Consider the following 21,237-nt stretch of genomic DNA (forward strand, 5'->3'; position numbering starts at 1 on the left):
GCCTGGGTGTTACCCCAAGCATAGTTCTTACTTGATGGTCAGGGCTTCCAGCTTGCCGCTGTTGCCATACACATAAAGCATGTTACCCACCACCAGCGGACGCGCACGCAGGCCGTCGCTGTCGATACGCTCGCGACCCACGAAGCGACCATCCACCTGGCTCAGCAGATGCAGGTAGCCTTCGAAGTCACCGACCGCCACGTAGCTGGAGAATACTTCCGGCGCCGACAGTTGGCGGCGAGCCAGGGAGTCATTGCTCCACAGTGCAGTGGTGGAACGCTCGTCGACACTTTCAACGGTGCCGGACGAGAGGCTTACGTAGACGCTGCCAAACCCTTGGGCGACACCGGCGTAGCTGGAAGCATCACGCTGCCAGTTAACACGGCCGCTCTGCAGGTCCAGTGCCGCAACACGGCCCTGGTAAGTGGCGACGTAGAGGGTTTCACCGGACAGCAGCAAGCCGCCATCGATGTCCACTACGCGGTCCAGTTCGGAACGACCTTGAGGGATGGCCACACGGGTTTCCCAGGCCGGCACGCCGTTCTGGGTATCCAGGGCGACCACTTTACCGGTCGACAGGCCTGCCACGGCCAGATTGTTGGTCACAATCGGACCACTGGTACCGCGCAACGTCAGCACCGCCGGGGTGCTGTCGTACAACCAGCGCTGTTCGCCAGTGCTGGCGTCGAGGCCGATCACGCGGTCATCCTGGGTCTGCACCACGACGATATCGCCGTTGGTGGCAGGCGGTGCGAGGACTTCACTGGTCACGCGAGCGCGCCATTTCTCTTCACCGGTGCTGGAATCCAGCGCCACGACTTCGCCTTTCAGCGTGCCGAGCAGGACCATGCCGTAACCCACGCCGACGGCGCCGGAGACAGGCAATTCGAGGTCTTTCTTCCACTTAACGTCGCCGTTCATGCGATCCATGGCGATCACCACGCCGGTCACGTCAGCGGCCACAATGCTGTCACCGTCGATTGCCGGTACCAGCATGTTGTAGGTTTCACCCTGGCCATCACCGATGGAGCGGCTCCACTGCTTTTGCAGGACCACTTCTTCCTTGAAGCTGGTCAGCTCCGCAGGCGGCAGTTCTTTCTTACTGTTGCTGCTGCAACCCGCGGCCAGAACGGCCAGAGCCAGCAATGCTGCATGTTTCCAACGGATCACGTCACGCATCCCCTTTGGCCAAGTCGTCCAGCTTGATTTGTAAGCCACCGACCGCCGCTTCATCAGACAGCGCCGCCTTGGCTTTTTGGTACGCAGCATTGGCTTCGTCGGTACGACCCAATTGGACCAACAGGTCGCCCTTGAGCTCTTCGCGAGTGGCTACAAATGCCTTGTCAGCATCGCCGTCGAGCAGTTTGAGTGCTTCGTCAGCCTTGTTCTGTGCCGCCAGTACCTGAGCCAGGCGCTGACGTGCGATTTCACCCAGGGTCGGGTTGGTCGGCTTGTCGGCGATGGCCTTCAGCTCAGCGGCGGCGTCATCCAGCTTGCCGGTGTCGACCGCGACTTTCGCGACAAACAGGCTGCCGTATTGGGCGTAGGTGGTCCCGCCGAATTCGTTCTTCAGCTTGCCGGCCAGGTCTGCAACCTGCGCAGGGTCAGGCTTGCCGTCCGGCGTCAGGGTAGTTTCCAGCAATTGCTGATAGAGGATCGAGGCGCCTTGGGACTGGTTGGCCTGATACTTGGTCCAGGCTTGCCAGCCGAACACCACCACTAAAGCCAGCAGGCCGCCAGTAACCAGGGGCTTGCCGTTGCGCTGCCACCAGTCCTTGAACTCGGCCAGTTGCTCATCATCAGTACTCGACACCCCAATACTCCTTAATCGCTAAATTCGGCTGTTCGACAGCTTCAACCCTGCACGACGCAGGTGGCCAAGTGCGCAGCGAGCGCATCAAAGGCAATGTTCTGTTGCTCACCCTGGCCACGCAGGGGTTTGAAACCTATCACTTGCTGGGCCAGCTCGTCTTCGCCGAGGATCAGTGCATACAGCGCACCGCTCTTGTCGGCCTTCTTGAACTGGCTCTTGAAACTGCCGGCGCCGGCATTGATCTGCAGGCGCAGGTTCGGCAGTTGATCGCGGACTTTTTCGCTCAGAGCCAGGGCCGCCAGTTCGGCCGCCTCGCCAAAGGCGCACAGGTACACGTCCACCTGCCGGGAGATCTCTTCCGGGACCTGCTCCAGGGTTTCCAGCAACAGGATCAGCCGCTCGATGCCCATGGCAAACCCTACGCCCGTGGTCGGCTTGCCGCCCATTTGCTCGACCAGGCCGTCATATCGACCACCGGCACACACGGTGCCCTGGGCGCCGAGTTTGTCGGTGACCCACTCGAACACGGTCTTGCTGTAGTAGTCGAGGCCACGCACCAGTTTCGGGTTGATCACGTACGGAATACCGGCCGCATCCAGGCGAGCCTTGAGGCCTTCGAAGTGCGTACGGGATTCGTCGTCCAGGTAATCGGCCATTTTTGGCGCGTTGACCAGCACGGCCTGGGTGTCGGCGTTCTTGGTATCAAGGACGCGCAACGGGTTGGTTTTCAGACGGCGCTGGCTGTCTTCGTCCAACTTGTCCAGGTGGGCGGACAGGTACTCGACCAGGGCGACGCGGTAGCGGCCACGGGATTCGCTGGTGCCCAGGCTGTTGAGTTCGAGCTTGACCGCGTCGCGGATGCCCAGCAGGCCCCACAGGCGCCAGGTCAGCACGATCAGCTCGGCGTCGATGTCCGGACCATCGAGGTTGAACACCTCCAGGCCGATCTGGTGAAACTGGCGATAGCGACCTTTCTGCGGGCGCTCGTGGCGGAACATCGGCCCGATGTACCACAATTTTTGTGGCTGGCCGCCACCGGTGAGGCCATGCTCGAGCACGGCGCGCACGCATGCGGCAGTGCCTTCCGGACGCAGGGTCAGGGAGTCGCCGTTGCGGTCTTCAAAGGTGTACATCTCTTTTTCGACGATGTCGGTCACTTCACCGATAGAGCGCTTGAACAGCTCGGTGAATTCGACGATCGGCATGCGGATCTGCTTATAACCGTAGTTATCCAGCAGGCGCGCGACAGTGCCCTCGAAATAGCGCCACAGCGGCGTCTGCTCCGGCAGGATGTCGTTCATGCCACGAATGGCTTGCAGAGACTTGCTCACATCAAATCCTTAAATTCGTTCTTAGCCGCGCGCGATCAGCGCTGCGTCAGCCGCGACCTTCTCGGCCGCTTTCTCGCGGATCAGTCTTTCGAGCTCATCCACCAGATTGTCATTCGTCAACTTCTGCGACGGCTTGCCGTCGATGTAGATCAGGTTGGGTGTACCGCCGGTCAGGCCGATATGCGCCTCTTTGGCTTCACCCGGACCGTTGACCACGCAACCGATCACCGCCACATCCAGCGGCACCAGCAGGTCCTCGAGGCGCCCTTCCAGTTCGTTCATGGTTTTCACCACGTCGAAGTTCTGCCGTGAGCAGCTCGGGCAGGCAATGAAGTTGATGCCTCGGGAACGCAAATGCAGGGATTTGAGAATGTCGTAACCGACCTTCACTTCCTCTACCGGGTCTGCCGCGAGGGAGATGCGGATAGTATCGCCAATCCCTTCGGCGAGCAGCATACCGAGACCCACCGCAGATTTCACTGTGCCTGAGCGTAAACCGCCCGCTTCGGTGATACCCAGGTGCAATGGCTGCACGATTTCCTTGGCCAGCAGGCGGTAGGCTTCTACCGCCATGAACACGTCGGAGGCCTTTACGCTGACCTTGAAGTCCTGGAAATTCAGGCGCTCCAGGTGCTCAACGTGGCGCAGCGCCGATTCAACCAGCGCCGCTGGGGTAGGCTCGCCGTATTTCTTTTGCAGGTCTTTTTCCAGGGAACCGGCGTTGACGCCGATACGAATTGGAATGCCACGGTCGCGCGCAGCGTCAACCACTGCGCGCACACGGTCTTCACGACCGATGTTGCCCGGGTTGATACGCAGGCAGTCCACACCCAGCTCGGCTACGCGCAATGCGATCTTGTAGTCGAAGTGAATGTCGGCCACCAACGGCACCTTGACCAGTTGCTTGATGCGGCCGAACGCTTCGGCAGCGTCCATGTCCGGCACGGAGACGCGCACGATGTCCACGCCAGCAGCTTCCAGACGGTTGATCTGGGCAACGGTGGCGGCCACATCATTGGTGTCGCTATTGGTCATGCTCTGTACTGCGATGGGGGCGTCGCCGCCCACCGGCACGGAGCCGACCCAGATCTTGCGCGATACGCGACGTTTGATTGGAGATTCGCCGTGCATGACTATTGTCCCAACTTCAGGCGAGCGGTCTCGCCACTGGTGAACGGCGCCACGTCCACAGGCTGGCCGTTGTAGGCCACTTGCGCGCCACGGGCAAAGCCCAGACGCAGCGTCAAAGGAGGCTTGCCGCCTTGGTCGAGCGTATCTCCCTTACGCTTCAGACCGCTAAACAGCACTTTGCCATTGCCATCGGTGACTTGCGTCCAGCAGTCAGCGATGAAGGTAATCTGTACGCGGCCATCACCGGCGATCAGGGCTGGGGTGGTGGGCGGCGAAATCGCAGGGGCTGCCGGCGCGGCTGGAGCGGTGGTAGCAGGCGCTTGCGCAGGAGCGGCCGGCGTATGGGCCTGGGCGACCGGAGCTGCCGGGGTGTGAGCCGGTGCAGCCGGTGTCGCGGGCGCCGGTGCGGCAGCGGTGGCGGCGGGTGCGGATTCCGTTGCTGGCTGCTCTGTGGCAAGCGGCGCTTCAGGCGCGGCCTGCCCCTCGGCCACAGCCTGGTCTTCCGGCTCATCCAGTGGATGAATCTGGGTGGTGCCATCGGCGCTTTCGACTTCGACGTGCTCCATGGCGTTACTGGTGAGGTCCTTGGAGCGCTGGGAGGCCTGGTCTTGCCACCAGACGAAACCGCCACCAATGACCGCGATCAGCAGCAACAGGCTGACAATTCGCAAAATCGTGTGGGAAACCCGCACCGGCTCTTCGATGCGACCCAGGCCATGCACATTGCTGCCCTGGGAGTCGGTACCGGTGAACTGGTCGAATTCCTGGACCAGTACCGCCTGGTCGATACCCAGCAACTTGGCGTAGGCACGGATATAGCCACGGGCGAAGGTGTGCCCAGGCAGCTTATCGAACGCGCCGGCTTCCAGGTTGCCCAGGGACGTGGTGGTCAAATTGAGCTTGAGGGCCACTTCTGCCAGCGACCAACCATTGCTTTCGCGGGCCTGACGCAAGGTATCGCCTGGGTTTACGCGATTAGCTGCTACAACTTCCGGGTGCGCCGCTTTCATCATTGCTCCGACAGGTATTGCTGATATTCCGGCGTACCGGGATAGAGTCGTTCGAGTTGCTGGCCAAAACGTGCGGCCGTGTCGCGTTCTTCATGAACCGTCGCCAGGCGCACACCGAGCAATAGACTACGTGCATTTTGCCCGCTGAGCAGGCTAAAACGCTCGTAATAGTCACGTGCCGGCACATAATGCCTGTCTTCGTAGGACAACTCAGCCATTTCGAGCAATGCCCGAGGCTGGTGACCGTTCAAATGCAGGGCTTTTTCCAGCTGCTGGCGAGCGCTGTCACGCTGGCCAAGACGCATCGAGGTGACCCCGAGGTTCTCGAACACCCGCGAACGCTCAGGATAGAGGGTATCGGCGCTGGCTTGCTGGAAATAAAGGGCGGCCTGGTCATAACGTTTCTGCTCGAACAGGAAACTGCCGTAGTTGTTCAGCAGCCGCGGGTCGGCAGGACGGGAAGCCAGGGCCTTGTGAAAATACTGTTCGGCCAGCTCCGGCTCGGCCTGGGCCTGCAACACCAGGGCCAGTGCGGCATTGGCGTCGGCATCGTCGCTGTCCAGCTCGAGGGCCTTCTTCAGCGGCACCTTGGCCTGTTCACTCATGCCTTGTCGAAGGTAGCCCAAGCCCAACTGCACATAGGCAACTCGCGCCTCATCACGGCCTTTACCTGTTTGCAAAGGGCTGTCATGGCCCGATGAAACACAACCGGCCACTAGACCGGTAACAAGCAAAAGCAGCGCAAGGCGCAAGGGCATAGAGATCCTCTCTCAGATTCGATTCACAGCAATTTGCGGCAGATCGTCGGCGGCGTTCAGTTCACGCACGGCGATATAGCGCTCGCTGCGGCGGGTGCGGTCCATCACCTGCCCTACCAATTGGCCACAGGCGGCGTCGATGTCTTCACCACGGGTGGTGCGTACGGTGACGTTGTAGCCGGCCTGGTGCAGTTGATCCTGGAAACGGCGGATGGCGTTGTTGCTTGGCCGCTCGTAGCCAGAATGTGGAAACGGGTTAAACGGAATCAGGTTGATCTTGCACGGGATGTTCTTGAGCAGCTCGATCATCTCGACCGCGTGTTCAACCTTGTCGTTGATGTCTTTGAGCAAGGTGTACTCGATGGTCAGCACGCGCTTTTCGCCCAGGGACGACATGTAGCGCTGGCAAGATTCGAGCAGCATCTTAAGCGGATACTTCTTGTTGATCGGCACCAATTGGTTACGCAATGCGTCATTGGGTGCGTGCAGCGACAACGCCAGGGAGACGTCGATGTGCTTGGACAGCTCATCGATCATCGGCACCACGCCGGAGGTCGACAGGGTCACACGGCGCTTGGAGATGCCGTAGCCCAGGTCGTCCATCATCAGGTGCATGGCCGAAACGACGTTGTCGAAGTTCAGCAGCGGCTCACCCATGCCCATCATCACCACGTTGGTGATGGCACGGTCGACGGTTGCCGGGACGCTGCCAAAGGATTTGTTGGCAATCCACACCTGGCCGATCACTTCGGCGGCGGTGAGGTTGCTGTTGAAGCCTTGCTTGCCGGTGGAGCAGAAACTGCAGTCCAGGGCACAGCCTGCCTGGGACGAAACGCACAAAGTGCCGCGCTTGCCCTGGGGAATGTAAACAGTCTCGACGCAGCTGCCGGACGCCACGCGCACCACCCACTTACGGGTGCCGTCGCTGGAGATGTCCTCGCTGACCACTTCGGGACCACGGACCTCAGCAATGGCCTTGAGCTTGTCGCGCAGGGCCTTGCTGACGTTCGTCATGGCGTCGAAATCGTCGACGCCAAAGTGGTGAATCCATTTCATTACCTGACCGGCACGGAAACGCTTCTCCCCGATTGAGTCGAAGAATTTCTCCATTTCCGGCTGGGTCAGCCCCAGCAGGTTGGTTTTTACAGTCGATGTCGTCATGGATTCACCCTCACTCTTTAAGCCGATGCTTAGCGAGCGGTTACTTCAGTAGCTGCGAAGAAGTACGAGATTTCGCGAGCAGCAGCGGCTTCGGAGTCCGAACCGTGTACAGCGTTGGCGTCGATGGACTCAGCGAAGTCAGCACGGATGGTGCCGGCAGCGGCTTCTTTAGGGTTGGTAGCGCCCATCAGCTCACGGTTCAGAGCGATAGCGTTTTCGCCTTCCAGAACCTGAACAACCACAGGACCGGAGATCATGAAGGCAACCAGGTCGCCGAAAAAACCACGAGCGCTGTGCTCAGCGTAGAAGCCTTCAGCTTCAGCCTTGGACAGTTGCTTGAGTTTCGAAGCTACAACCTTCAGGCCGGCTTTTTCGAAACGAGTGGTGATCTCGCCGATGACGTTTTTTGCAACAGCGTCAGGCTTGATGATGGAGAAAGTACGTTGAACAGCCATGGTGTAACTCCAGAAACGGTAATTTACGAAAAATTAAACCCGCGAATTATACGCGGGTTATTGGGTATTGCCTAACTGCGTAAAAAGGCGGCTCAGTCTGCTTCTTCGATCCACAGGCCTTGAATCGCCTCCAGGACCTTCTCGCCACCCCGATCAGGGATGTCATCGAAGTCCGGCAGCTCCATCACCAGATTGCGCAGCTTGACGAAGTTGACCGTAAGAGGATTGACCTCCGGATGAGCTTCAGCAAGTTGTATAGCGATTTCTTGTACATCAACCCATTTCAGGCTCATGACATTTCCTTGAATCAATGCGGCGCTTCGGCAGCATGGTTGAGGGAATATTTCGGAATTTCGACGGTGATGTCCTCTGTTCCGACGATGGCTTGGCAGGTCAGGCGCGAAGTCGCTTCCAGGCCCCAGGCTCTATCAAGATAGTCTTCCTCCAGCTCATCGGCTTCGTTGAGCGAGTTGAACCCCGCACGGATCACGCAATGGCACGTGGTGCAAGCGCACACACCGCCGCAGGCGCTTTCGATTTCGATGTGGTTGTCATGGGCAACTTCGAGGATGGACTTGCCGGTCTCAGCCTCCACGACCATACCGTCCGGGCAGTGCTCGGCGTGTGGCAGAAAAATGACCTGCGGCATTGATTATTCCTCGATTTCATTCAGGTTGCGCCCGGCCAGTGCGGCTTTCACCGTCTGATCCATGCGGCGGGCGGCAAAGGCATCAGTCACCTGCGACAAGCGCTTGGTCTGTTGCTCGATGGCATAGCCATCGTTGCCTTTCATCAGTTCGGCCAATTCCTGCATCTGCAGGTCGATGACCATGCGCTCCTCGGCATCCAGCAGGCGCTCGCCGTCAGCCTCAAGGGCGCCCTGCACCGCTTCGAGCAGGCGCTGGGCGTCTACTTGCTGCTCACGCAATACACGGGCAACCTTGTCGTCACCGGCATATTGGAACGAGTCCTTGAGCATCTTGGCGATTTCGCCGTCGGTGAGGCCGTAGGACGGCTTGACCTGGATGCTGGCTTCAACACCGGAGGCCAATTCACGCGCGGCGACGCTGAGCAAGCCGTCGGCGTCGACCTGGAAGGTCACGCGAATCTTCGCCGCACCCGCCACCATCGCCGGAATGCCGCGCAATTCAAAGCGCGCCAGGGAGCGGCAGTCGCTGATCAGCTCGCGCTCACCTTGCAACACGTGAATCATCATGGCCGTCTGGCCATCTTTGTAAGTAGTGAAGTCCTGGGCGCGGGCGACGGGGATGGTGGTGTTGCGTGGAATCACCTTCTCCATCAAGCCACCCATGGTTTCCAGCCCCAGGGACAGCGGGATCACGTCGAGCAGAAGCAGTTCGCCACCATCGCGCTTGTTACCGGCCAGGGTATCGGCCTGGATCGCAGCGCCGATGGCGACCACTTGATCCGGGTCGATTTCGGTCAGCGGCTGACGACCAAAGGCTTCGGCGACAGCTTCACGCACGCGTGGCACGCGGGTGGAACCACCGACCATGACCACGGCACCGACTTCCTCCAGCTCGATACCGGAATCGCGCACTGCGCGGCGACAGGCTTTCAGGCTGCGGGCAACCATTGGCTCGATCAACGCATCAAAGGCTTCGCGGGTCAGTTGGGCCGACCAGGTGCCGTAGGAAACCTCAACACTTGCAGCATCGGTCAGCGCTTCCTTGGCCGCGCAGGCGGTTTGCAGCAGGTTGCGCTGCGCGCCCGGGTCCAGGTCGGCAGACAAGCCGGCGCTGGTGATGATCCAGCCCGCAATGGCGTGGTCGAAGTCATCGCCGCCCAGGGCGCTGTCGCCGCCGGTGGCGAGCACTTCGAAGACACCGCCGGTCAGGCGCAGGATCGAAATATCAAAGGTACCGCCGCCCAGGTCGTAAATAGCGACCAGGCCTTCTGCATGCTGGTCCAGGCCATAGGCCACGGCCGCCGCAGTCGGCTCGTTGAGCAGGCGCAGTACGTTCAGACCGGCGAGTTTCGCTGCATCCTTGGTGGCCTGGCGCTGAGCGTCATCGAAATAAGCCGGAACGGTGATTACGGCACCTACCAGTTCGCCGCCCAGGGTTTTCTCCGCGCGTTGGCGCAGCACCTTGAGGATATCGGCCGACACTTCCACCGGGCTTTTCGGGCCTTGGACAGTGTCGATGAACGGCATATGGGATTCACCGCCAACAAAGCGGTAGGGCAGTTGGTCGCCCAATTGCTTGACGTCGGACAGACCACGCCCCATCAAGCGCTTGACCGACAGCACAGTGTTCAGAGGATCGCTAGAGGCTGCCAGCTTGGCTGACTCACCGACTTCGGTGCGATCAGCGTGATAGCGCACGGCGGACGGCAGGATCACCTGGCCATCAGCGTCGGGCAACGGCTCGGATAGGCCGCTGCGCAAGGCAGCAACCAGGGAATTGGTGGTGCCCAGGTCAATCCCGACCGCCAGGCGACGCTGGTGCGGTTGAGGGCTTTGGCCGGGTTCGGCGATTTGCAGTAGGGCCATGGTAATCAGGTCTTATCTGTCTATCAGGCGTGCATCACGGGCAGCACACTGGGTTAATCGTCGAGGCGCTCTTCTAGCTGGCGCACTTCGTAGGTGAGCTTGTCGAGGAACTGCATGCGCCGCATCAGGCGTTCGGCCTGTTCGCGTTGCGCTGCATCGTTCCAACAGGCTGCGAAGCTTTCGTTGAGCTCATCCTGGGCGGTTTTCAGACGACGCTTGAAGACTGCGACGCCGGCAAGATCGGCCTCGTCCTGCAAGTCTTCGAGTTCTTCGCGCCACTGCATCTGCTGCATCAGGAAGTCCGGGTCGTGAACCGTGACCTCAAGCGGCAACTCGCCACCATTCATCGCGAGCAGGTAACGCGCGCGCTTGGGGGGGCTTTTGAGCGTCTGATAGGCCTCGTTGAGGCTGGCCGATTGCTCCAGCGCCAGGCGTTGCTCACGCTCGGAGGCGTCAGCGAAGCGGTCCGGATGCACGCCACGCGCCAGTTCTCGGTAGCGCGTGGCAAGCTGCTCAAGGTCCAGCCGAAAGCTCGGCTGCAGCTCGAATAAAGCGAAATGACAAGGAGTACCCACGAATAGCCTCAGATGTTGAAGCTTTCGCCGCAGCCACACTCACCGCGTACGTTGGGGTTGTTGAACTTGAAGCCTTCGTTCAACCCTTCCTTGACGAAATCGAGTTCGGTGCCGTCCAGGTAGGTCAGGCTCTTGGGGTCGATGATCACTTTCTCGCCGTGACTTTCGAACACCTGGTCCTCTTCAACCACCTCGTCGACAAACTCCAGCACGTAGGCAAGGCCGGAACAGCCCGTGGTGCGAACACCCAGACGAATCCCCTCACCTTTACCGCGCCCATTCAGGGAGCGGCGAATGTGCTGCGCAGCCGCTTCTGTCATGCTGATAGCCATCGTTGACTCCTTACTCGTCGCCAAATGCTTAGATCAAGCCTTTCTTCTGCTTGTAGTCGCGAACGGCCGCCTTGATGGCGTCTTCTGCGAGTACCGAGCAGTGGATTTTCACTGGCGGCAGGGCCAGTTCTTCGGCCAGCTGGGTGTTGCTGATAGTCACAGCCTCATCCAGGGTCTTGCCTTTCATCCATTCGGTCGCCAGGGAGCTGGAGGCGATGGCCGAACCGCAGCCGTAGGTCTTGAACTTGGCGTCTTCGATAACGCCAGCGTCGTTGACCTTGATCTGCAGGCGCATCACATCGCCGCACGCCGGAGCGCCGACCATGCCGGTGCCGACATCAGGGTCTTCCGCGTTCATCTTGCCGACGTTGCGCGGGTTTTCGTAGTGGTCGATGACCTTTTCGCTGTAAGCCATGGTACTGAATCCTCACTCATCAGGGCCGCTCTGGAACCCTATAGAAACGCCTGCGTTTTCCGCCACGTTCCTACAGAGCTTGGGTGGCGGCTTCTATATTTAGTGTGCCGCCCACTCGATCTTGGAAATATCGACACCGTCTTTGTACATGTCCCACAGCGGCGACAGAACGCGCAGCTTGTTGACGGCTTCGCAGACTTTCTGCGCGGCGTAGTCGACTTGCTCCTCGGTGGTGAAACGGCCGAACGTAAAGCGGATCGAGCTGTGTGCCAGTTCGTCGTTGCGGCCCAGGGCGCGCAGTACGTACGAAGGCTCAAGGGACGCCGAGGTGCAGGCCGAACCGGACGAAACCGCCAGGTCCTTGAGTGCCATGATCAGCGACTCGCCTTCGACGTAGTTGAAGCTCAAATTCAGGTTGTGCGGTACACGGGCGGTCATGCTGCCGTTGATGTACAGCTCTTCAAGGTTCTCGACCTGCTTGTAGAAGCGATCACTCAGGGCCTTGATGCGCACGTTTTCGGCAGCCATGTCTTCCTTGGCTACACGGAAGGCTTCGCCCATGCCGACGATCTGGTGGGTCGCCAGGGTGCCCGAACGCATGCCGCGCTCGTGACCGCCGCCGTGCATGGTGGCTTCGATGCGCACACGTGGCTTGCGGCTCACATACAGCGCACCGATGCCTTTAGGGCCGTAGGTCTTGTGGGCGGAGAACGACATCAGGTCGACTTTCAGTTTCGACAGGTCGATATCGACCTTGCCGGTAGACTGAGCAGCATCGACGTGCAGCAGGATGCCCTTCGAGCGGGTCAGCTCGCCGATGGCCGCGATGTCGTTGATGGTGCCGATTTCGTTGTTCACGTGGATCACGGAAACCAGGATGGTGTCTTCACGCAGCGCGGCTTCGATCATCGCCGGGGTGACGATACCGTCGGTGGTTGGCTCGAGGTAGGTGACCTCGAAACCTTCACGCTCCAGTTGGCGCATGGTGTCGAGGACAGCCTTGTGCTCAATCTTGGTGGTGATCAGGTGTTTGCCCTTGGTCGCATAGAAATGCGCCGCGCCCTTGATTGCCAGGTTGTCGGACTCGGTGGCACCGGAGGTCCAGACGATTTCACGCGGATCTGCGCCAACCAGGTCAGCGACCTGGCGACGAGCGTTCTCGACCGCTTCCTCGGCTTTCCAGCCGAATACGTGGGAACGGGAGGCCGGGTTGCCGAAGTTTCCGTCAACCAGCAGGCATTCGCTCATCTTTTGCGCGACACGCGGATCAACCGGGGTAGTCGCTGAGTAATCAAGGTAAATCGGCAATTTCATGGACTTTCTCCTAAATCAGGCGGGCTGGCGTGCCGTTAGCTCTTCGGCTGTCACTCGACGGCGGACGCTTCGATCTTGTCCAGACGCGGCGCCTTGGTGTTGCAACGGCGCTGGTCCTGACGCTGGGCTACTTCTTGCACCTCACGGCGAGTCACAAGATCAGCCAGGCTGATACCACTCAAAAACTCATGGATCTGCAGGCTCAGATCGCACCACAAATGGTGCGTCAGGCAGGTGTCGCCGGCGTGGCAGTCACCCAGGCCCTGGCATTTTGTAGCGTCGACGGATTCGTTGACCGCATCGATCACCTGGGCGACCTGGATGCCCTGCATGTCGCGGGACAATTGATAGCCGCCGCCTGGACCGCGAACGCTGGAAACCAGATTGCTGCGGCGCAATTTGGCGAACAACTGCTCGAGGTAGGACAGGGAAATGCCTTGGCGCTCGGAGATATCGGCCAGGGACACCGGCCCAGTTTGCGCGTGCAAAGCCAGGTCAAGCATGGCGGTCACCGCGTATCGGCCTTTTGTAGTCAGTCTCATGGACAATTACCAAGGTGTTTCAGAATGTGGGCAAGTATGCGATTCCCGAGTATTTAAGTCAACTATAAGACCTAGTACTTTAGTCAGGATTACCCGTAAAAAGGGCGCGCGAATCATAGCAGGATGGGGTGGGGACGAACAGCGGCATCAGGCAGGGGCGGAGATGGTGAGACCAATGGAGATTAATTGTGGGAGCTGGCTTGCCTGCGATAGCGGTGGATCAGCACCACATGGGGTGGCTGGCATACCGCTATCGCAGGCAAGCCAGCTCCCACAGGGGACCGCGTTCAGCCCGCCTTGGTGGTGGCGGTTTCGTCTTTGATCTCGGCAAAATCCTCTTCGCGCAATTCGGGCAAATCTTTGGCGCAGTAAGGGCTACCCAGATCCTTCAGCGCACCGCACATGCCATCCAGCTTGCCGTCGACCGCTTGCAGGTGGTCAAGCAACTGGCCAATGGCGCGCGCCACGGGGTCAGGCATGTCTTCGCTGACACCGTAGGCATCAAAGCCGATCTTCTCGGCCATGGCCTTGCGCTTGGCTTCCTGCTCGTCGCCGACTTCCGGCTTGACGATGATTCGGCCAGGGATACCGACCACCGTTGCGCCAGGCGGCACAGCCTTGGTCACCACGGCATTGGAGCCCACCTTGGCACCTGCGCCGACGGTGAATGGGCCGAGGACCTTGGCGCCCGCCCCTACCACCACGCCATTTTCCAGTGTCGGGTGGCGCTTGCCTTTGTTCCAGCTGGTACCGCCCAAGGTCACGCCCTGATAGAGCGTCACGTCATCGCCGATCTCGGCGGTCTCGCCAATTACGATGCCCATGCCATGGTCGATAAAGAAGCGACGACCGACCTTGGCGCCCGGATGAATCTCGATCCCGGTCAACCAGCGCCCAAAGTTCGACACCAACCGCGCCAGCCATTTCCAGCCCATGCCCCACAAGGCGCCGGATAGACGGTGGATCCAGATGGCGTGCATGCCCGGGTAGCAGGTCAGCACTTCAAAGGCGTTGCGCGCCGCCGGATCACGGTGGAAAACACTCTGGATATCTTCTCGCAAACGCTCGAACATTTTTAATCCTTCCGCTTAAGAAGCTCGCCACGGGCCGCTTTCTGGGTTTCCGTGAGGATGCCACGCAATATATTCATTTCTGCCCGGCTGACCGAGCTGCGTCCGTAAAGGCGACGCAGGCGCGCCATCAAGTGCCGTGGTTTTTCCGGATCGAGGAATTCGATGGCCACCAGGGTTTGCTCCAGGTGCTCATAGAACCGCTCCAGCTCGTCCATGGTGGCCAACTCGCCACTTTTGGTCGACGCCACTTCATCCTTTTCTACCTTGCTCGGCTGACCCTCAGCGGCCAGCCAGGCCATGCGCACCTCATAACTCAACACCTGCACCGCGGCCCCGAGGTTCAGTGAGCTGAACTCAGGGTCTGATGGGATGTGCACGTGGTAATGACATCGCTGCAGCTCTTCATTGGTGAGGCCGGAGTCTTCACGACCAAAGACCAAGGCGATTTCAGCGCCACCGGCGGCCTCCTCCACCACTTTGGTGCCGCACTCACGCGGGTCCAGCAGTGGCCAGGGGATACGGCGGTCGCGGGCGCTGGTGCCGAGCACCAGGTTGCAGCCGACCAGGGCGTCTTCCAGGGTGGCGACAACCTGGGCTTTTTCCAGGATGTCATTGGCGCCGGACGCACGGGCATCAGCCTCGTGGTGCGGGAACACACGCGGTTCGACCAGCACCAGGCGCGTCAGCCCCATGTTTTTCATGGCTCGCGCCACCCCGCCGATGTTGCCGGGATGACTGGTATTGACCAAGACGACACGAATGTTTTGCAGCAAGGGAGGCGCTCTCGGACACGGGAAAGGGGAGCAAATCTTACAGAACAGCCTAAGGTTATGCCATGAAAGCTAACGTCGTCCTTCACCTGAAGAAAGTTTCTGCTAGAATGCTCGGCTTTCTTTAACAACCTTAGGTGACACATCCATGCAGCCCATGCTGAATATCGCGCTGCGCGCCGCCCGCAGCGCCAGTGAATTGATCTTCCGCTCCATCGAGCGCCTGGATACCATCAAGGTCGACGAAAAAGACGCCAAGGATTACGTATCCGAGGTGGATCGCGCCGCCGAACAGAAAATCATCGACGCTCTGCGCAAGGCCTACCCTACCCACGGCATCCTCGGCGAAGAAACCGGCCTGCACAAAGGTAGCGGCGAAGGCGAAGACTACCTGTGGATCATCGACCCACTGGATGGCACCACCAACTTCCTGCGCGGCATCCCGCACTTTGCCGTGAGCATCGCGTGCAAATACCGTGGCCGCCTGGAACACGCCGTTGTCCTGGACCCAGTGCGCCAGGAAGAATTCACCGCCAGCCGTGGCCGTGGCGCCCAGCTGAACGGTCGCCGCCTGCGTGTCAGCGGTCGCACCAGCCTGGACGGTGCCCTGCTGGGTACCGGCTTCCCGTTCCGTGACGACCAGATGGACAACCTGGAAAACTACCTGGGCATGTTCCGCGCCCTGGTTGGGCAGACCGCTGGCATCCGTCGCGCGGGCGCAGCGAGCCTGGACCTGGCTTATGTGGCTGCTGGTCGTTTCGATGCGTTCTGGGAGTCGGGCCTGTCCGAGTGGGACATGGCTGCAGGCGCGCTGCTGATCCAGGAAGCGGGCGGCCTGGTGAGCGACTTCACGGGCGGTCACGATTTCCTTGAGAAAGGCCACGTGGTTGCCGGCAACACCAAATGCTTCAAGGCAGTATTGACGGCGATCCAGCCGCACCTGCCGGCCTCGCTGAAGCGCTAAGCGAGCGAGCACAAAAAAGCACCCCGAGGGGTGCTTTTTTTATGCCTGTAGAACCGGTTACTGCTGGTTCTGACCCAGGATCAGACGACCCTCTTTGTCGACTGGAATCTGGCTGCCAGGGTCACGCTCCATACGCACGGTACCTTCCTTGCCATCCAGGTTGTAACGCACGTCATACCCAACCACCTTGTCGCTGATGTCGTTGACGGTGTTACAACGGGTTTGCGTCGTGGTGTAGGTATCGCGGTTCTGCATACCTTCCTGAACCTTGTTACCGGCATAACCGCCACCGACCGCGCCGGCTACGGTAGCCAGCTTCTTGCCATTACCGCCACCGACCTGGTTGCCCAGCAGGCCACCAGCCAGGGCACCCACGACGGTACCGACGATCTGATGTTGATCCTGAACCGGCTTCTGCCGGGTCACGGCGACGTCCTTGCAGACCTCGCGAGGCGTTTTAATCTGGGTTTTCACCGGCTGCACCGCCAGCACTTGCGCATACTCAGGGCCGCTTTTTACCAGGCTGTAGGTGGCAACAGCACCCCCGGCAGTCACACCGACAGCACCCAATACCGCACCAACCAGTAACGACTTGTTCACGTTGAACCTCCTGACCATCACAAGCGGACTGAAACGTCCGCGCTATACCCAGCCTTGGAGCAAAAAAAAAGGCGCGAGTTCAATACTCGCGCCTTTCTTGTAACAGCGGATCGACAAACCCCCTCAAGGGCGGTCGTCGACCTCCTTGCCAGTAGCGGCCGGAGGGATCAGGTCTTCGCTGTTGAGGTTCAGCCAGATCAGCACCACGTTGGCGATGTAGATTGACGAGTAGGTACCCGCCAGTACGCCGATGAACAGCGCCAGGGAGAAGCCCCACAGGTTGTCGCCACCGAAGATCATCAGTGCCGCAATCGCCAGCAAGGTGGAGATCGACGTCGCCATGGTCCGCAGCAGGGTCTGGGTGGTCGAAACGTTGATGTTCTCGATCAGCGACGCCTTGCGCAGTACACGGAAGTTCTCACGAACCCGGTCGAATACCACGATGGTGTCGTTGAGCGAGTAACCGATGATCGCCAGCACCGCTGCCAACACCGTCAGGTCGAAGGTGATCTGGAAGTACGCCAGGATGCCCACGGTCACGATCACGTCGTGGATCAGCGACACAATGGCGCCGACACCGAACTTCCACTGAAAGCGGAACGCCAGGTAGATCATGATGCCGACCAGCGCCATCAGCATGCCGAGGCCGCCCTGGTCGCGCAGTTCTTCACCGACCTGTGGGCCCACGAACTCGACGCGCTTGACCGACGCCGGGTTGTCGCCGCCGACCTTCTGCAAGGCCTCGGCCACCTGGTGACCCAGTTGCGGGTCTTCGCCCGGCATGCGCACCAGCAGGTCGGTAGTTGCACCGAAGCTCTGCACGATGGCTTCGTGATAGCCGGCCTTGACCAGCTCGTTGCGCACCAGGGTGACGTCGGCGGGCTTCTCGTAGGTCAGCTCGATGAGCGTACCGCCGGTGAAGTCCAGACCGTAGTTCAGGCCCTTATGGAACCAGCTGAACAACGCCAGAACGGTAAGGAGCACGGTGACGCCGAACGCAACGTTGCGAACGCCCATGAAGTTGATTGTACGTAACATGGCAGCCCCTTAAATCCACAACTTCTTGAAGTCACGTCCGCCAAAGATCAGGTTGACCATTGCGCGGGTCACCATGATGGCCGTGAACATCGAGGTAAAGATACCGAGGGACATGGTCACCGCAAAACCTTTGACTGGGCCGGTGCCCATGGCAAAGAGAATCCCGCCGACCAGCAAGGTGGTCAGGTTGGAGTCGAGAATCGCGGTAAATGCCCGGCCGAAGCCTTCATTGATTGCACGCTGTACGGTCATGCCCGCCGCGATCTCTTCACGGATCCGCGAGAAGATCAGAACGTTGGCGTCTACCGCCATACCCATGGTGAGTACGATACCGGCGATACCTGGCAGGGTCAGTGTAGCGCCCAGCAGCGACATCAAGGCCAGCAGCATCACCATGTTGCCCGCCAGGGCCACGGTGGCGATGATGCCGAAGAAGCGGTAGATGGCGATGATGAACAGCGACACGAACAGCATGCCCCACAAGGCCGCGTCGATACCCTTGGTGATGTTGTCGGCACCCAGGCTCGGGCCGATGGTACGTTCTTCAGCGAAGTACATCGGTGCAGCCAGGCCACCGGCACGCAGCAGCAGGGCCAGTTCCGAGGACTCGCCCTGGCCGTTCAGGCCAGTGATACGGAACTGGGCACCCAGCGGCGACTGGATGGTCGCCAGGCTGATGATCTTCTTCTCTTCCTTGAAGGTCTGGACCGGTACGTCTTTTTCGACGCCGTTGACCATCTGCTTGGTATAGGTGGTGATCGGGCGCTGCTCGATGAAGATCACCGCCATGCTGCGACCGACGTTGCTGCGCGTGGCGCGGCTCATCAGTTCGCCACCATGGCCATCCAGGCGGATGTTCACTTCAGGGGAACCGTGCTCGCCGAAACCGGCCTTGGCATCAGTCACCTGGTCACCGGTGATGATCAAGCCACGCTCGATCAACGCTGGAGGACGGTTGCCTTCGCGGAACTCGAACTCTTCGGCAGTCGCGCGGGTAGCACCCGGCTCAGCCGCCAGGCGGAATTCCAGGTTGGCGGTCTTGCCCAGGATACGCTTGGCTTCAGCAGTGTCCTGCACGCCCGGCAGCTCAACCACGATGCGGTTGGCGCCTTGGCGCTGAACGATCGGCTCGGCCACACCCAGCTCGTTGACGCGGTTACGTACCGTGGTCAAGTTCTGCTTGATGGAGTATTCGCGGATTTCCGCCAGCTTGGCCGGGGTCATCGCCAGACGCAGTACAGCCTGGCCATTGAGGTCAGCCGGTACAATGTCGAAATCGTTGAAGTTCTTGCGGATCAGTGCACGGGCCTGTTCGCGGGACGCTTCGTCAGAGAAGCCCAGCTGGATGGCACCGTTGAGCTGCGGCAGGCTGCGATAACGCAGGCGCTCTTTACGCAGCAGGCTCTTCACGTCGCCTTCGTAGACCTTCAGGCGGGCGTCGAGGGCTTTGTCCATGTCGACTTCCAGCAGGAAGTGCACACCACCGGACAAGTCCAGGCCCAGCTTCATCGGGTGCGCGCCGATCTTGCGCAGCCAGGCTGGCGTGGTCTGTGCCAGGTTGAGTGCAACCACATAGTCGTCACCCATGGCCTTGCGCACGACATCTTTGGCCGGCAATTGGTCTTCTGCCTTGGTCAGGCGCAGCAAGCCGCCTTTCGCATCAGCCGCCAACGTTGCCGCCTTGACCTGGATACCCGCGTCATTGAGCGCTTTGCTCGCGCGTTCCAGATCAGCCTGATTGACCTGCAGCGAAGTGCTGGCGCCCGTGATCTGGATCGCCGGGTCATCAGGATAGAGATTGGGAGCGGAATAAATAAAACCGATCGCCAGCACCGCCAGGATCAGTACGTATTTCCACAGAGGGTATTTGTTCAGCATCACGCCGCCCGCTTATAACGCGGGGCGCCTTGCGCGCCCCGTCGATTGGTAAAGGTTGTTACTTAGATCGCTTTGAGCGTGCCTTTTGGCAGCGTGGCGGCGATGGCGCCCTTCTGGAACTTCATTTCTACGGTGTCGGAGACTTCCAGTACCACGAAAGCGTCGGAAACCTTGGTGATCTTGCCAGCGATGCCGCCGGTGGTCACAACTTCGTCACCTTTTTGCAGGCTGCCGAGCAGGTTCTTCTGTTCTTTGGCGCGCTTGGCCTGTGGACGCCAGATCATCAGGTAGAAGATGACCAGGAAGCCGACCAGGAAAATCCACTCGAAACCACCGCCCATAGGACCGGCAGCGGCAGGCGCAGCGGCGTCAGCCATGGCGTTAGAGATAAAAAAGCTCATTTAGCACTCCAGTTGCAAATAGTGAATCTTAGGGTCGGAAAACTCAGTCCAAGGGCGGCACAGGGAGCCCGCGCTTGGCATAGAAGGCATCGACGAAGGCGGCCAATGTACCCTGTTGAATAGCCTCGCGCAAACCAGCCATCAGGACTTGGTAGTGACGCAAATTGTGGATGGTATTCAACATGCTACCCAGCATTTCCCCACACTTGTCCAGATGGTGCAGATAAGCACGGGAGAAGTTCTGGCAGGTGTAGCAATCACAGGTGGGATCCAGCGGCGAATCATCATGGCGATGGAACGCGTTACGGATCTTCAGCACGCCTGTATCGATGAACAGATGCCCATTGCGGGCATTACGGGTTGGCATCACGCAATCGAACATGTCCACACCGCGGCGCACACCCTCTACGAGATCTTCCGGTTTGCCAACGCCCATAAGGTAACGAGGTTTGTCAGCCGGCATCAGGCCTGGCAGGTAATCCAGCACCTTGATCATCTCGTGCTTGGGCTCGCCCACCGACAAACCGCCGATGGCCAGGCCGTCAAAACCGATCTTGTCGAGGCCTTCCAGCGAGCGTTTGCGCAGGCTTTCGTGCATGCCGCCCTGGACGATACCGAACAGCGCCGCCGTGTTGTCGCCATGGGCGTTCTTCGAACGCTGGGCCCAACGCAGAGACAGCTCCATAGAGATGCGCGCGACGTCTTCGTCAGCCGGGTATGGCGTGCACTCGTCGAAAATCATCACGATGTCGGAGCCCAGGTCGCGCTGCACCTGCATCGACTCTTCCGGGCCCATGAACACTTTGGAACCGTCCACCGGCGAGGCGAAGGTCACGCCCTCCTCCTTGATCTTGCGCATGGCGCCCAGGCTGAACACCTGGAAACCACCCGAGTCGGTCAGGATCGGGCCTTGCCACTTCATGAAGTCATGCAGGTCGCCATGCTTCTTGATCACTTCCGTGCCTGGGCGCAGCCACAGGTGGAAGGTGTTGCCGAGGATGATCTCGGCGCCGGTAGCGACGATGTCACGCGGCAGCATGCCCTTGACCGTGCCGTAGGTACCCACGGGCATGAACGCCGGGGTCTCGACGGTGCCGCGCGGGAAGGTCAGGCGACCACGACGGGCTTTGCCGTCGGTGGCGAGCAATTCAAACGACATAC

The 21,237-nt window shown here is 60.0% G+C and carries 24 protein-coding genes; 1 reads left to right on the forward strand and 23 read right to left on the reverse strand.

Going from position 1 to position 21,237, the window contains the following annotated elements; genetic code table 11:
- Positions 1-27: 27 nt before the first annotated feature.
- The 18 genes from bamB to trmJ form a co-directional block, all read right to left on the reverse strand.
- Positions 28-1,179 (reverse strand): outer membrane protein assembly factor BamB, encoded by a 1,152-nt coding sequence (bamB, locus tag KHP07_RS15230; protein ID WP_214497443.1) that lies wholly within the window; start codon positions 1,177-1,179, stop codon positions 28-30.
- Entirely contained in the window at positions 1,172-1,813 is a 642-nt protein-coding gene (locus KHP07_RS15235; RefSeq protein WP_078050100.1) for a YfgM family protein, read from the reverse strand. The genes bamB and KHP07_RS15235 overlap by 8 nt, the downstream gene beginning before the upstream one ends.
- A 41-nt stretch (positions 1,814-1,854) precedes the next feature.
- A complete protein-coding gene (hisS, locus tag KHP07_RS15240) occupies positions 1,855-3,144 on the reverse strand; it encodes a histidine--tRNA ligase (RefSeq protein ID WP_078050101.1) in 1,290 nt (429 codons plus the stop codon).
- Between the two features lie 21 nt (positions 3,145-3,165).
- Positions 3,166-4,275: a flavodoxin-dependent (E)-4-hydroxy-3-methylbut-2-enyl-diphosphate synthase gene (gene ispG, locus KHP07_RS15245; RefSeq protein WP_025859271.1), complete on the reverse strand. Its 1,110-nt coding sequence runs from the start codon at positions 4,273-4,275 to the stop codon at positions 3,166-3,168.
- A gap of 2 nt (positions 4,276-4,277) precedes the next feature.
- Positions 4,278-5,285 (reverse strand): RodZ domain-containing protein, encoded by a 1,008-nt coding sequence (locus KHP07_RS15250; RefSeq protein WP_214497444.1) that lies wholly within the window; start codon positions 5,283-5,285, stop codon positions 4,278-4,280.
- Entirely contained in the window at positions 5,285-6,043 is a 759-nt protein-coding gene (pilW, locus tag KHP07_RS15255; protein ID WP_214497445.1) for a type IV pilus biogenesis/stability protein PilW, read from the reverse strand. The genes KHP07_RS15250 and pilW overlap by 1 nt, the downstream gene beginning before the upstream one ends.
- 12 nt (positions 6,044-6,055) lie before the next feature.
- Positions 6,056-7,204: a dual-specificity RNA methyltransferase RlmN gene (rlmN, locus tag KHP07_RS15260; RefSeq protein WP_025859274.1), complete on the reverse strand. Its 1,149-nt coding sequence runs from the start codon at positions 7,202-7,204 to the stop codon at positions 6,056-6,058.
- 29 nt (positions 7,205-7,233) lie between these two features.
- Positions 7,234-7,659, reverse strand: coding sequence for a nucleoside-diphosphate kinase (ndk, locus tag KHP07_RS15265; protein ID WP_003175956.1), 426 nt, complete (start codon positions 7,657-7,659; stop codon positions 7,234-7,236).
- 92 nt (positions 7,660-7,751) lie between these two features.
- Positions 7,752-7,952, reverse strand: a complete 201-nt coding sequence (gene iscX, locus KHP07_RS15270) for a Fe-S cluster assembly protein IscX (protein WP_003238461.1) — start codon at positions 7,950-7,952, stop codon at positions 7,752-7,754.
- Positions 7,953-7,966: 14 nt separating this feature from the next.
- On the reverse strand, positions 7,967-8,308 hold the full coding sequence (fdx, locus tag KHP07_RS15275) for an ISC system 2Fe-2S type ferredoxin (protein ID WP_025859275.1): 342 nt from the start codon (positions 8,306-8,308) through the stop codon (positions 7,967-7,969).
- Positions 8,309-8,311: 3 nt separating this feature from the next.
- Entirely contained in the window at positions 8,312-10,174 is a 1,863-nt protein-coding gene (gene hscA, locus KHP07_RS15280) for a Fe-S protein assembly chaperone HscA (protein ID WP_078050104.1), read from the reverse strand.
- Between the two features lie 53 nt (positions 10,175-10,227).
- On the reverse strand, positions 10,228-10,749 hold the full coding sequence (gene hscB, locus KHP07_RS15285; protein ID WP_078050105.1) for a co-chaperone HscB: 522 nt from the start codon (positions 10,747-10,749) through the stop codon (positions 10,228-10,230).
- 8 nt (positions 10,750-10,757) lie between these two features.
- Positions 10,758-11,081 (reverse strand): iron-sulfur cluster assembly protein IscA, encoded by a 324-nt coding sequence (iscA, locus tag KHP07_RS15290; protein WP_003209680.1) that lies wholly within the window; start codon positions 11,079-11,081, stop codon positions 10,758-10,760.
- Positions 11,082-11,109: 28 nt separating this feature from the next.
- Positions 11,110-11,496 (reverse strand): Fe-S cluster assembly scaffold IscU, encoded by a 387-nt coding sequence (gene iscU / locus KHP07_RS15295; RefSeq protein ID WP_003175965.1) that lies wholly within the window; start codon positions 11,494-11,496, stop codon positions 11,110-11,112.
- Between the two features lie 99 nt (positions 11,497-11,595).
- Positions 11,596-12,810: an IscS subfamily cysteine desulfurase gene (locus KHP07_RS15300; protein WP_017530022.1), complete on the reverse strand. Its 1,215-nt coding sequence runs from the start codon at positions 12,808-12,810 to the stop codon at positions 11,596-11,598.
- 50 nt (positions 12,811-12,860) lie between these two features.
- A complete protein-coding gene (gene iscR / locus KHP07_RS15305; RefSeq protein ID WP_003194020.1) occupies positions 12,861-13,352 on the reverse strand; it encodes a Fe-S cluster assembly transcriptional regulator IscR in 492 nt (163 codons plus the stop codon).
- Positions 13,353-13,639: 287 nt separating this feature from the next.
- Positions 13,640-14,425 carry a serine O-acetyltransferase gene (gene cysE, locus KHP07_RS15310; protein WP_099494227.1) on the reverse strand — a complete coding sequence of 262 codons (786 nt, stop codon included), beginning with the start codon at positions 14,423-14,425 and terminating at the stop codon, positions 13,640-13,642.
- A gap of 2 nt (positions 14,426-14,427) precedes the next feature.
- The gene (gene trmJ, locus KHP07_RS15315; RefSeq protein ID WP_003210307.1) at positions 14,428-15,198 is read right to left on the reverse strand and encodes a tRNA (cytosine(32)/uridine(32)-2'-O)-methyltransferase TrmJ; all 771 of its coding nucleotides are present in this window, start codon (positions 15,196-15,198) and stop codon (positions 14,428-14,430) included.
- 145 nt (positions 15,199-15,343) lie between these two features.
- Between trmJ and suhB the strand changes: the two genes are divergently transcribed.
- Positions 15,344-16,159 (forward strand): type III secretion system regulator SuhB, encoded by an 816-nt coding sequence (gene suhB / locus KHP07_RS15320; protein ID WP_003175971.1) that lies wholly within the window; start codon positions 15,344-15,346, stop codon positions 16,157-16,159.
- Between the two features lie 57 nt (positions 16,160-16,216).
- On the opposite strand, the gene KHP07_RS15325 is transcribed toward suhB, so the two are convergent.
- The 5 genes from KHP07_RS15325 to tgt all read right to left on the reverse strand — a co-directional run bounded on the left by KHP07_RS15325 (position 16,217) and on the right by tgt (position 21,235).
- A complete protein-coding gene (locus KHP07_RS15325) occupies positions 16,217-16,759 on the reverse strand; it encodes a glycine zipper 2TM domain-containing protein (protein WP_025858533.1) in 543 nt (180 codons plus the stop codon).
- 123 nt (positions 16,760-16,882) lie between these two features.
- Entirely contained in the window at positions 16,883-17,797 is a 915-nt protein-coding gene (gene secF / locus KHP07_RS15330) for a protein translocase subunit SecF (protein ID WP_065908613.1), read from the reverse strand.
- A 9-nt stretch (positions 17,798-17,806) separates the two neighbouring features.
- Positions 17,807-19,675: a protein translocase subunit SecD gene (secD, locus tag KHP07_RS15335; protein ID WP_078050108.1), complete on the reverse strand. Its 1,869-nt coding sequence runs from the start codon at positions 19,673-19,675 to the stop codon at positions 17,807-17,809.
- A 62-nt stretch (positions 19,676-19,737) separates the two neighbouring features.
- On the reverse strand, positions 19,738-20,076 hold the full coding sequence (gene yajC, locus KHP07_RS15340) for a preprotein translocase subunit YajC (protein WP_003175975.1): 339 nt from the start codon (positions 20,074-20,076) through the stop codon (positions 19,738-19,740).
- Between the two features lie 43 nt (positions 20,077-20,119).
- Positions 20,120-21,235: a tRNA guanosine(34) transglycosylase Tgt gene (gene tgt, locus KHP07_RS15345; protein ID WP_003175976.1), complete on the reverse strand. Its 1,116-nt coding sequence runs from the start codon at positions 21,233-21,235 to the stop codon at positions 20,120-20,122.
- Between the last annotated feature and the right edge of the window lie 2 nt (positions 21,236-21,237).

Origin of the sequence: Pseudomonas sp. VS40 (assembly GCF_018587885.1) — a bacterium.
Lineage (GTDB): Bacteria > Pseudomonadota > Gammaproteobacteria > Pseudomonadales > Pseudomonadaceae > Aquipseudomonas > Aquipseudomonas pergaminensis.

Coding starts and splice junctions, on each gene's coding strand:
- bamB (WP_214497443.1), bottom strand. CDS start 1,179: ATGCGTGACGTGATCCGTTGGAAACATGCAGCATTGCTGGCTCTGGCC.
- ispG (WP_025859271.1), bottom strand. CDS start 4,275: ATGCACGGCGAATCTCCAATCAAACGTCGCGTATCGCGCAAGATCTGG.
- KHP07_RS15250 (WP_214497444.1), bottom strand. CDS start 5,285: ATGAAAGCGGCGCACCCGGAAGTTGTAGCAGCTAATCGCGTAAACCCA.
- pilW (WP_214497445.1), bottom strand. CDS start 6,043: ATGCCCTTGCGCCTTGCGCTGCTTTTGCTTGTTACCGGTCTAGTGGCC.
- rlmN (WP_025859274.1), bottom strand. CDS start 7,204: ATGACGACATCGACTGTAAAAACCAACCTGCTGGGGCTGACCCAGCCG.
- ndk (WP_003175956.1), bottom strand. CDS start 7,659: ATGGCTGTTCAACGTACTTTCTCCATCATCAAGCCTGACGCTGTTGCA.
- iscX (WP_003238461.1), bottom strand. CDS start 7,952: ATGAGCCTGAAATGGGTTGATGTACAAGAAATCGCTATACAACTTGCT.
- fdx (WP_025859275.1), bottom strand. CDS start 8,308: ATGCCGCAGGTCATTTTTCTGCCACACGCCGAGCACTGCCCGGACGGT.
- hscA (WP_078050104.1), bottom strand. CDS start 10,174: ATGGCCCTACTGCAAATCGCCGAACCCGGCCAAAGCCCTCAACCGCAC.
- iscA (WP_003209680.1), bottom strand. CDS start 11,081: ATGGCTATCAGCATGACAGAAGCGGCTGCGCAGCACATTCGCCGCTCC.
- iscU (WP_003175965.1), bottom strand. CDS start 11,496: ATGGCTTACAGCGAAAAGGTCATCGACCACTACGAAAACCCGCGCAAC.
- KHP07_RS15300 (WP_017530022.1), bottom strand. CDS start 12,810: ATGAAATTGCCGATTTACCTTGATTACTCAGCGACTACCCCGGTTGAT.
- iscR (WP_003194020.1), bottom strand. CDS start 13,352: ATGAGACTGACTACAAAAGGCCGATACGCGGTGACCGCCATGCTTGAC.
- cysE (WP_099494227.1), bottom strand. CDS start 14,425: ATGTTCGAGCGTTTGCGAGAAGATATCCAGAGTGTTTTCCACCGTGAT.
- suhB (WP_003175971.1), top strand. CDS start 15,344: ATGCAGCCCATGCTGAATATCGCGCTGCGCGCCGCCCGCAGCGCCAGT.
- secF (WP_065908613.1), bottom strand. CDS start 17,797: ATGTTACGTACAATCAACTTCATGGGCGTTCGCAACGTTGCGTTCGGC.
- secD (WP_078050108.1), bottom strand. CDS start 19,675: ATGCTGAACAAATACCCTCTGTGGAAATACGTACTGATCCTGGCGGTG.
- yajC (WP_003175975.1), bottom strand. CDS start 20,076: ATGAGCTTTTTTATCTCTAACGCCATGGCTGACGCCGCTGCGCCTGCC.
- tgt (WP_003175976.1), bottom strand. CDS start 21,235: ATGTCGTTTGAATTGCTCGCCACCGACGGCAAAGCCCGTCGTGGTCGC.